At 40.2% G+C, this 9299-nt stretch carries 8 protein-coding genes and 1 pseudogene; 6 read left to right on the top strand and 3 right to left on the bottom strand.

The window, feature by feature from the left end; genetic code table 11:
* Positions 1 to 26: 26 nt before the first annotated feature.
* Positions 27 to 770, bottom strand: a pseudogene (locus LC574_RS12700) (GntR family transcriptional regulator); the annotation flags it as partial.
* Positions 771 to 1048: 278 nt separating this feature from the next.
* Between LC574_RS12700 and LC574_RS12695 the strand changes: the two are divergent.
* The 3 genes from LC574_RS12695 (at position 1049) to LC574_RS12685 (ending at position 3866) form a co-directional block, all read left to right on the top strand.
* Entirely contained in the window at positions 1049 to 1789 is a 741-nt protein-coding gene (locus LC574_RS12695; protein ID WP_229453852.1) for a dienelactone hydrolase family protein, read from the top strand.
* A gap of 129 nt (positions 1790 to 1918) precedes the next feature.
* Positions 1919 to 2821 carry a S1 RNA-binding domain-containing protein gene (locus LC574_RS12690; protein WP_229453851.1) on the top strand — a complete coding sequence of 301 codons (903 nt, stop codon included), beginning with the start codon at positions 1919 to 1921 and terminating at the stop codon, positions 2819 to 2821.
* An 859-nt stretch (positions 2822 to 3680) separates the two neighbouring features.
* Positions 3681 to 3866 (top strand): hypothetical protein, encoded by a 186-nt coding sequence (locus LC574_RS12685; protein WP_229453850.1) that lies wholly within the window; start codon positions 3681 to 3683, stop codon positions 3864 to 3866.
* Positions 3867 to 4068: 202 nt separating this feature from the next.
* On the opposite strand, the gene LC574_RS12680 is transcribed toward LC574_RS12685, so the two are convergent.
* Positions 4069 to 4257 (bottom strand): hypothetical protein, encoded by a 189-nt coding sequence (locus LC574_RS12680; protein WP_179071541.1) that lies wholly within the window; start codon positions 4255 to 4257, stop codon positions 4069 to 4071.
* A 128-nt stretch (positions 4258 to 4385) separates the two neighbouring features.
* Here LC574_RS12680 and LC574_RS12675 point away from each other — a divergent pair, with 128 nt between their 5' ends.
* The 3 genes from LC574_RS12675 to LC574_RS12665 all read left to right on the top strand — a co-directional run bounded on the left by LC574_RS12675 (position 4386) and on the right by LC574_RS12665 (position 6975).
* Entirely contained in the window at positions 4386 to 4763 is a 378-nt protein-coding gene (locus tag LC574_RS12675; protein ID WP_229453849.1) for a hypothetical protein, read from the top strand.
* 396 nt (positions 4764 to 5159) lie between these two features.
* Positions 5160 to 6176, top strand: a complete 1017-nt coding sequence (locus LC574_RS12670; RefSeq protein WP_229453848.1) for an NAD(P)H-binding protein — start codon at positions 5160 to 5162, stop codon at positions 6174 to 6176.
* Between the two features lie 202 nt (positions 6177 to 6378).
* Positions 6379 to 6975, top strand: coding sequence for a hypothetical protein (locus tag LC574_RS12665; RefSeq protein ID WP_229453854.1), 597 nt, complete (start codon positions 6379 to 6381; stop codon positions 6973 to 6975).
* A gap of 607 nt (positions 6976 to 7582) precedes the next feature.
* On the opposite strand, the gene LC574_RS12660 is transcribed toward LC574_RS12665, so the two are convergent.
* Complete coding sequence (locus tag LC574_RS12660) at positions 7583 to 8302, bottom strand: response regulator transcription factor (RefSeq protein ID WP_229453853.1); 720 nt, start codon at positions 8300 to 8302, stop codon at positions 7583 to 7585.
* Between the last annotated feature and the right edge of the window lie 997 nt (positions 8303 to 9299).

Raw genomic sequence — 9299 nt, 5'->3', positions numbered from 1 at the left:
TCTCAAGTCGGTATTTTATCAGTAATGTGGAGGATGACTTCTGCTGCTCGTGCAATCCCGGAACTGAGGCTAACTATGCCTACACAGTTTTCTTTTGGTAGGGTTTTCAATAGGCTGAGTTCTTTGCTGTAATCGTAGATATCCAAAGGAATTACCCGTGCAGCTTTTGGAGCTGCGATCGCTTCCACATTACTGATAAAATACCGACTTGTAACTACTGTCGCAGAGGTAGTTTTATCTAACACAGCAGTTAATTCTTCCATTGCTACCAATTGGACTGGTATTTTTAGCGATCGCTCTAATTCATACACCATCAACTCACCAGCACCCATGTCATAAGATGGAACTGCAACCAGTACCCGCGCACTACAACGCAAGCGCCAGTCAATTTCCGCTAAAAACAGCTCTCTGGCTTGATTGAGTGAACATCCTTGGGTGAGCAGATCGTCTAGTGCTTTCTGGACAACTTGATATGCATCGGGATTTTGTTTGAGAATTGGTGATTGCAGCCTACTACCGCCCTCATGACCTTGGGCGCGAACATAAATTCCTGAACCAGCCATACTTTCAACAAATCCGTCTTCTTCTAGTTGACGGTAAACCTTGCTAATGGTATTACGGTGTAACCCAGTTTGCATTGCTAATGCCCTTGTGCTTGGCAATTTGTAAGCAGGGGGATATTGCCGAGAAGCGATCGCAAACCGGATTTGATTAAACAGCTGGGTTGATGCGGGAATTTCGCTGTCTGGCTGAATACGGAATTGAATCATCAGCAAACCTCCTGAATACTGAGTGGGGAGTGGGGAGTGGGGAGTGGGGAGTGTTGGTTTACTACTCAGCACACAGCACTTTTAACTCAACACTCTTTTACTGACCAGCTGCATTTGCTACATGTCAAATATTTTATTTACATATAAAGTTTTTCTGGTACAAATTTCTAATGCGCTCCTATTGGTAATTGATAATTTAATTGGAAATAACCTGGACATACTGGCATAGTTATATCAAATAAAGACACGGCTAATCATATAGCACTGGTAAAATTATTATGACAGAGCAAGCATTAATTACCACAACGGTTAATCTTTTGCAAGATAATATTCAAGTGTCTGCTTATTTGGCAGAGCCAAAAGAATCTGGATCTTACCCAGGAGTCGTAGTATTACAAGAGATTTTTGGTGTCAACGTTCACATTCGGGATGTTACAGAACGGATTGCCAAGCTTGGATATGTAGCGATTGCTCCTGCACTTTTTCAACGGACTGCTCCTGGTTTTGAAACCGGATACACACCCGAAGATATTGAAACGGGCAGAAGTTACGCCATGCAAACTCAAGCATCACAGTTATTGAGCGATATTCAACTAGCAATTGACTACCTCAAAAATCTGCCCCAAGTCAAAAAAGATAGTTTTGGCTGTATTGGCTTCTGCTTTGGTGGTCATGTCGCATATCTTGCAGCCACTTTACCAGATATTAAAGCTACGGCTTCTTTCTATGGTGCTGGAATTACCACCCGCACACCAGGAGGTGGCGCTCCCACTGTTACCCGCACTAAAGAAATTCCAGGCACTCTCTATGCCTTCTTTGGCAAAGAAGATGCTAGCATCCCACCCGAACAAGTAGATGAAATTGAAGCAGAGTTAGAAAAATATAAAATTCCTCATCGTGTGTTTCGCTACGATGGAGCTGATCACGGATTTTTCTGTGACCGTCGTGGCAGTTATAATCCTAAAGCTGCTGCTGATGCTTGGGAGCAAGTCAAACAACTCTTTAGTCAACTGAATTAGTCATTAGTCATTGGTCATTAGTCATTAGCAAAGGACAACTGACAAATGACAAATAACAAATGACAAAGGACAAATGACAATCTAAACTCCGGTTGCACCATATCAAATAACAATTAATCTTCAAAAGTCATGAATTCCGAATCGAAACTTTCTCAAACAGCCAATTCGCCCTTTACGATGGACGATTTTGCTAAAGCACTAGAAAAACACGACTACCAGTTTCAAAAGGGACAGGTTGTACACGGTAAAGTGTTCCAACTTGACCATGATGGGGCTTATGTCGATATTGGTGGCAAGTCGTCAGCTTTTCTGCCGCGCGATGAGGCTTCTTTGAGAGCAGTTACCGATTTATCGGAGGTGCTGCCATTGCAAGAGGAAATGCAGTTTTTGATTATCCGAGATCAGGATGCAGAAGGTCAAGTCACCCTTTCTCGAAAGCAGTTGGAAATTCAGCACATCTGGGAACGACTGGCAGAAATGCAAGAAAATGCTCAGACTGTGCAAGTACGAGTTATTGGTGTCAATAAAGGTGGTGTCACCGTCGATATTCTCTCTTTGCGGGGGTTTATTCCGCGATCGCACCTGGCCGAGCGTGATAATTTAGAAGCTCTTAAAGGTCAAAATCTGACTGTAGGCTTTTTGGAAATTAATAAAAACACCAACAAACTCATCCTTTCCCAGCGATTAGCAACTCGTTCTAGCAACTTCAGCTTGTTAGAACTAGGTCAACTGGTGGAAGGTAAAGTTACTGGCATCAAACCTTTTGGTGTGTTTGTCGATTTAAATGGTATGGGGGCTTTGCTTCATATCAAGCAGGTAAGCCAGAAATTTATTGATTCTTTAGAAAAGGTATTTCAAGTTGGTCAGCCAATTAAAGCTGTAATTATTGACTTGGATGAGGGTAAAGGGCGGGTTGCTCTTTCTACCAGAGTTTTGGAAAACTTTCCTGGCGAAGTGCTAGAAAATTTTGATGAGGTGATGGCTTCGGCTGAGGCGCGTGCTAATAGAGCTAATAACAAAGCTTCTGAATAGTTTTGAAGTGGGCTGTTTGCACAAAGCGTTTAAATCCCCATCTCAAACAATTTTGAATTTTGAATTTTGAATTTTGAATTTTGAATTGTTATCACTCCCCCTGCATTTACAAAGATGTGGGGGGATTGTAAATTGGGAAAACTTTTCCCAGACTTCTTTCTAGCCTCTGATATCAAGTTCGGCAAATCACTTACGATATGTCATTGCGTTCGCCCCTGGCGTTCCCGTTCGCGCAGCGTCTCCATCAGGAGAAGGGTATGCAACGAAGTGAAATGAAGCAATCGCAAAGATTTGGGATTGCCACGCTCCGCTCGCTTTTGACTAAGTATTAAGTCGCACATGATATGGCTGGAAATGCGGGTAAAACAAGAATTTCAGTCAGCTTTAGATGACTTTCGCTATGAGCCGCAGAATTTATTCTGAGGCGGACGTGTGGGCAATGCCAACATTTTGCAATGATGCAAATACTTGAGTTCAGAATCTCACATTTGAACCCATCACCCGCCATAGGTTAGAAACCTACGGCTAATAGCTAAAGTCCTCTCAAGAGGACTAAACAAGAATTTATCTCACTTTATGACTCGCTCACGCCGAAATTTTCAACCTGGGTTTTGCTATCACATCAAAAGCTAATTGCCAACACATTATACTTACTGCTTTAAATCCTTCTTCAACGATTCTAACTCAGCCGAATACTGCGTAGGTTTTGCTTAAAAAATAACTCCAATGTAGGTTGGGTTGAGGAACGAAACCCAACATTTTCACGGCTTTGTTGGGTAACACTTAGGTTCAACCCAACCTACAAATCTTCTTAACGTAATTACTTAAGTTACGTCGAATTTAATAAGCAAAATGGTATTTGACTTACTCAAAAGCTGTGTTTGCTTTCTCATTTTGGTGTTTTCCGCAAGCAAAAGGAGCTTTGACTTTCTCAAAAGCTGTGTTTGCTTTCTCATTTTGGTGTTTTCCGCAAGCAAAAGGAGCTTTGACTTTCTCAAAAGCTGTGTTTGCTTTCTCATTTTGGTGTTTTCCGCAAGCAAAATAAGCTTTGACTTACTCAAAAGCTGTGTTTGCTTTCTCATTTTGGTGTTTTCCGCAAGCAAAATGAGCTTTTACTTTCTCAAACCCCAGTTTACTTTCTCATTTCGGTGTTTTCCGCAAGCAATCAAGCATATTGCTTTTTCAACATGCTTAATTACTGGCTCATTGCAGTAATTCACACGCTTTTGACAACTATCCCTTTGAGATTACTTTTCTCTATCTTTATCTAATGCTTCCTGGATTGCACGACGGCAGAATTCTGGAGGATCATCCTTTGTAGATAGTTCTTCCTTCATAGTCTTGGTAATGCGTAGGTTAATCCTCTCTGTTAATGATTCTTCTCTATTTGATTTAATTGGTTGTAAATTTTGTGGATTCCCTTTAGGATTAGGCATTATTGAGAAATATAAACAAGACTTGATTTACTTGGTGCCAAAACAATAGATTGTTTTTTGGTGGTTGCTACAACTTGCCGGAAGTACAACCACCAATATCCAATATCAAAAATGGACACTACTATTTTATGTTCACGCGTTCCGAACTTGAAATCAAGACTATTAAAGAATTACGCGACTTGTGTCGTAGATACGGCATCAAACCAACTGGAAATGCAGGATACAAAACCTCATACATCGTAACTCTGATGGCATTTCCACTTTTAGCCGTGCAACAAATGAAGCAAGGTAAAGGGTTAAAATTCCCTAACTTTAACGCTATCCAGATAATCAGTTCTGCTATAGAAGAGATGAATTCACCCACAGATGAGCAAGCAGCACTAATTCGGATAACTTTAGAGGGCAGGAAAATGAGCTATCCTGACCGATACGACCAGGAAAACCTGCTGAACTTGCACAAGGCTAAGATGTCGCTTGAACAAGCTGTTGACTTGTTGAGCCAGTAAAACTAATCCCATTATTCTATCCCCTGCATCTACAAGGATGTGGGGGATCATTTTTAGAGTATTAAAATAAATAAGGTGTGACTTGTTGGCATGAAAATATATTGAGCATGGTAATAAAGTATAAAAATATGCTCATATCTCTATTTAAGAGTACTCCAAGTAAAAAAGTGCCCAATTGTCATTGCGAATGGAGCAAAGCGGAATGAAGCAATCCCAAGATATTGCGATTGCTTCTCTACGAGACGCTCCGCGAACGCTACACTTCGTTGCGCTCGCAATGACAGGTTTTGGATCATTTATTTCTTGGAACACTCTAGTATTGCTCAATGAATTTTGATCATATATTGAGCATTTTGACAACTATAAACGCTGTAACTATTCAATTTAGGTATTTATATGTTTCTAATAACTGGAGCAACGGGAGGAATTGGTCGCAGAGTTGTGCGACTCCTACGACAACGAGAACAGTCTGTGCGGGCATTTGTCCGCCTTACCTCGCGCTACAGCGAGTTAGAACACCGGGGTGCAGAAATCTTTATCGGTGACTTGCTAGAAGAAAGAGATATCCAGAAAGCTAGTCGGGGTGTCAAGTATATTATCAGCGCCCACGGTTCTGATAGCGATGCCCTATCTTTAGATTATCGCGCCAATATTGAACTCATTGACCAAGCGAAAGCCAATGGCGTAGAGCATTTTGTCTTCATTTCCGTATTGGGAGCCGATCGCGGATATGAAGATGCTCCTGTATTTAAAGCCAAACGAGCAGTAGAGCGATATTTGTCAGCTAGTGGCTTGAATTACACTATTTTACGCCCATCTGGATTAGCATCTAACTTGCTGCCACTAGTAGAACAATTTCGGGAAACGGGATTGTATCTGCTCATTGGCGATCGCAAAAACCGTACCTCAATTGTCAGTACCGATGATTTAGCAAGGATAGTGGTGGATTCTGTGACAGTTGAAGGCGCTCGTAACCAAATTTTCCCAGTAGAAGACCTCACTACACAATCAGAAGCTGTAGTCTTTCCCAAAACCTATGAATGCATTAGTTCCCTACTCCAAGTTGACACTAGATTGATTATTTGGGGAAAAGTAGATCGACGCGACGAGCAAACTCAATTTATTCTTGAAGATGCAGAGCCAGTGGAAACAGTACAAATGGTAATGGTGGAGTTAAATCCCCAACAAGCAGGTAATATCGATGAACTACATCGTTTGAAAATAATTCTGCAAGAACAGGCAGGAGACAAAGAAAAGGCAAAAATGCCAGTGATCGGAATTATACAAACTGAAAATTCTCGGAAACTTGTTCGCTTGGGTTGGCAATTTTGCGTACAAGATTCTAGAATAACCGTTCAAGCTTTGCAAAATGCCAGTTTTCCTGCTCATATCAAATACCTAACTGGTATCTGAAGCCAGAAGTGAAAAGTTCACTAATACTAAAAAGCAGCTTGTAAATCATTTTTACTCAACTGTCAACAGGAAATTACCTTAAAAATATAAAATATTAATCGTTTTTTTAGTTACTTATGCGGATGATGATTTTATTGAGGGCATGGTATCTTTTGATGCTAAGACCCATAAGGCTGCGACCGGGGGAAGGAGTTAGAACTTGATGATCGTAAACGAGCTACATAAATTTGTTTCATACTGTAAAATCATTCAACCCCAAACTCAGGAGGACATTAAAAAATTTTTTGAAGGAGTTATCTTGTTTCCTTATGATAAGGAACTTTTATTGCAAGCTTATTTATTTCTGAATATTAAAGACTTGTTTCCCTCGTGCGCTGAATTACTGTTATTTGAAAAATCTCCAATTTCAGATTATACAGATTTAGGAAAGTGTGATTTTGTCTACCAGACCTTTAAAGGGAGCCTGTTTTTAATTGAAACTAAGTTTATTGATACAGAAGCAACAGGAGCTACAGAAAGAAAAAGAAGAAATAAACACAGAAACAAGGTTTTTGAGCAAGTTATTACTTTGAAAGGCCGGTTTAGTGAATATTGGAATATGAGGCTAGATCAATTAGAATGTGGAGTTTTCACAACAGATGCAGAAGTTGCTTGGCGAGGAAATGGCGTGAACGTCATATCTAAATCAATATCTATAGAGCATCTGGAAAAATGGCGAAGAAGCTATCACAGTAGTGAAAAATTTTTATCTCATCAAGATGGGTCAAAGCTTGAGGGGAAGGTTAATTTGAAAGGTTGAGCCAAGACCCAAGTATACTTTTTTCAGTGATTTGCCCCCCGTAACCTTGTACAATTTGTGGAGCGATGCCTGTGGTTTTTGTTAGCCTACGCAAGTCAGAGTCCAAAGCCGCCTATTTGGCGAGATAGAATAATAAGCTAATCCTGATTCATTTTTCCAGGTTAATTCGCTTGTAGTGAGTTAGCGCGGTCTTCTCACATTGGGAGAGGCTACCGCCTTTCCTTCGGAACGCTTCGCGTTCGCAAAGCGTCTCCAAGAGTTGGGGGTTTCCCTTATGAGCGACTAACGAACCCTTTGGGTAAGCGGCTCTAGCCCTGCTTTTATGCAACTTAAATGCTAAGAAAGCTTATCTGCACGCCCATCGCTGATGGAGAAACGGCGCAATGGTTTACCTTACATTGGGTGGGCTATCGGTTAAATCCGCTAGATTCATTTATTTTGAATCAGCCGTATTTGCACTTTTGATTTTGGCACTAGATAAAGCCTTTCTCCAAATCAGCGCAAGTTATACGGTTAATTCTCAGTAAAACTGCTTAAATCAGCAATAATACTAATGCTGACTCATCTAAGTCATTCTTTTTATGAACTACTCCTGAAATCAGAAAGCTCAGGAATTAGTATTTTCGTCGGGCGCTTCAAACTTGTAACCATAGCCCCGCACAGTTTTAATAAACTCCGGTATGCTGGCATCGACTTCCATCTTCTTGCGAAGCTGACCAATATGCACATCAACCACTCGGCCATCTCCCACGTAGTCGCAACCCCAGATTTTTTGGATTAGTTGTGGGCGACTCCAAGCCTGATTAGGATGACTTGCCAAAAAATGTAAGATATTAAATTCCAGCGCTGTTAAAGCAAGAGGTTTATCGTTAAGTGTTACCTCCCGGCCCTCTGGGTTAATTGCTAACTGCTTAAAAATGATCCGTTGTGTTGGCGAAGGGTTGATGTAGCGTATCCGTCTCAAAAGAGCTTCCACTCTAACTTCAACTTCTGCAAGACTAAACGGTTTAGTCATGAAATCATCAGCACCTGCGCTTAAGATTTTAATTTTATCAGCCTCGTCAGTCCTACTAGTCAGTATCAGCACTAAAACATTAGTACGGCTCTGCATTTCTTGGCAGAGGCTATAACCATTAAGATCCGGCAGATTCCAATCCAGAATCACTAAGGCCGGGTTGAATTGCTCAAACAACGATAAGGCAGTCTTACCATCTGCTGCGGACTCTATTTGATATTTCCGACTTAAAAAACGATAGATCAGATTTCGCACACCGAAGTCGTCATCGACGATCAGAATTTTGGGAGTAGTAGCGGAAACCATAACCATAATCCTGCCTATTGTAGATTGGGCGATTCGCTCTTGCGCCAGTTTTGCTTTACGTGTTTCTGTTAATAGTGTATTCACGCGCGTCTCTGCTGAGTACGATCGCTACTGTAGTACTTGTTTACAATTAATCTTCCATGAAGTTTATCAAAACTTTAGCTATTGTAATGCTAATAAATTGTATAAGTTAGGACTTACGCATGAGTCACGGAATAACGAACCGCGAAGGCACGAAGGACACGAAGGAATAAGAATTACAGAGAGTTTTTGCGTAAGTCCTGTTCTAAATGTTCTGCTAGATTAGTAATAGTATAGTTAATTTGGCTACTAAGTAGATATTGACAATAATCTAGTTTTGTAAATTTCATCTTTAATAATTAATCAACACTTAAAAGATATTTATTATTTTCCCACAGACGTAAGAATAATAATATTTTTACTCTTTGTGATAGTTGTAATTAAAAATCCCTTTTTAAAAATTGTAAAATTTCCTTGCTTACTATCGCTTTTTAAGCACTAACCTGTGAATATCAACCGAGGGCGCGGCTTCGCCGCGCCGAGGTCAATTGTGCCAGTTGCGTAAGTCCTGTTAGCGATCGCAGATATTGAAAATGCACGTAATTCCTGTACTAATAGCTGAATATTTTAATCTTATTTACAATCTGTTTTGATAATTAAATATTACAAACAGAACTTTAAATATATTTAATACAATTAACATAAAAACAACTTTAAATAGTCTAATATGATTGATTTTGCAATGCATTAAATGGTAGAAAATATTTTAATTAGGTACTCTATCTCAGGAGAGATTTTAAGTAAATTCAGCCCATAGAAGGAGTAATTCAATATATTTAGTCCGTTAAATTGCTATTAATATCGTCAAGTCAGGGATACTTATGGTTAACAACTTAGTCGGCGGCATAATTCCCCCACAGCCACCAGTAGAAGCACAATCTGATTTTTCCATCGTAACTGGCACTTGCTAGCAGTTGACCAT

Source organism: Nostoc sp. CHAB 5715 (genome assembly GCF_020829685.1).
GTDB lineage: Bacteria > Cyanobacteriota > Cyanobacteriia > Cyanobacteriales > Nostocaceae > Nostoc.
This window is presented reverse-complemented; position numbering and strand designations above follow the sequence as displayed.